General features: G+C 47.9%; 1 protein-coding gene. It reads left to right on the forward strand.

All coding sequences use genetic code 11. From position 1 onward, the window contains the following. Window positions 1-495 (forward strand): flotillin domain-containing protein (locus tag ACTHUM_RS16735; RefSeq protein WP_440403519.1); only part of this gene is annotated, 495 nt, incomplete at its 5' end. Between the last annotated feature and the right edge of the window lie 207 nt (window positions 496-702).

A 702-nucleotide genomic window follows, 5' to 3' on the forward strand; every position in this document is an offset into this window, starting at 1 on the left:
GAAGCCGTGCGTATTGCCGCCGAAGCCGAAGCCGAAAAACACCGCCTGCAAGCCAAAGGTGAGGCCGATGCCAAAATTCTGTTGGCGCAAGCGCAAGAGCAACAATACAAGGTTGACGCCGAAGGTACCCGCGCTGTGAACGAAGCTGCCAACGTCCTGAGCGTTGAACAGGTTGAAATGCAAGTCCGCCTTGCCCTCTTGAAACATCTGCCTGACATCATCCGCGAATCCGTCCGCCCAATGGAAAAAATCGAAGACATCAAGATTTTGCAAGTCAATGGTCTGGGTGGCTTTGCCGGTGGTGCAAACGGTGCGGAAGGTGTTTCAGACGGCCAGACCACACAAGCCAGCCTTGCAGACCAAATGGTCAACAGCGCACTGCGCTACCGCAGCCAAGCTCCGTTGGTTGACGGTCTCTTGAAAGAGTTGGGGCTAAATGGTGGCGACATCAACGGCCTGACCCAAGGACTTGATAAAACCATCGACCAATCATAAACGAATGCCATCATAATGGTTTAAAGGCCGTCTGAAACTTTTCAGACGGCCTTTTGTTTATACAAGAGCTTCCACAAATTCTAATATTTTCAATACTGATCAATTCAGATCTGTTGTAGTAGCAATAAATTAGGAATCATCCAATCTATTTTTTGAGGATAAAAAAGATTGGGTGGACTATTTTAAATGTGAATCACAAGGCTAACT

The organism is Neisseria sp. P0021.S006, from assembly GCF_051956895.1.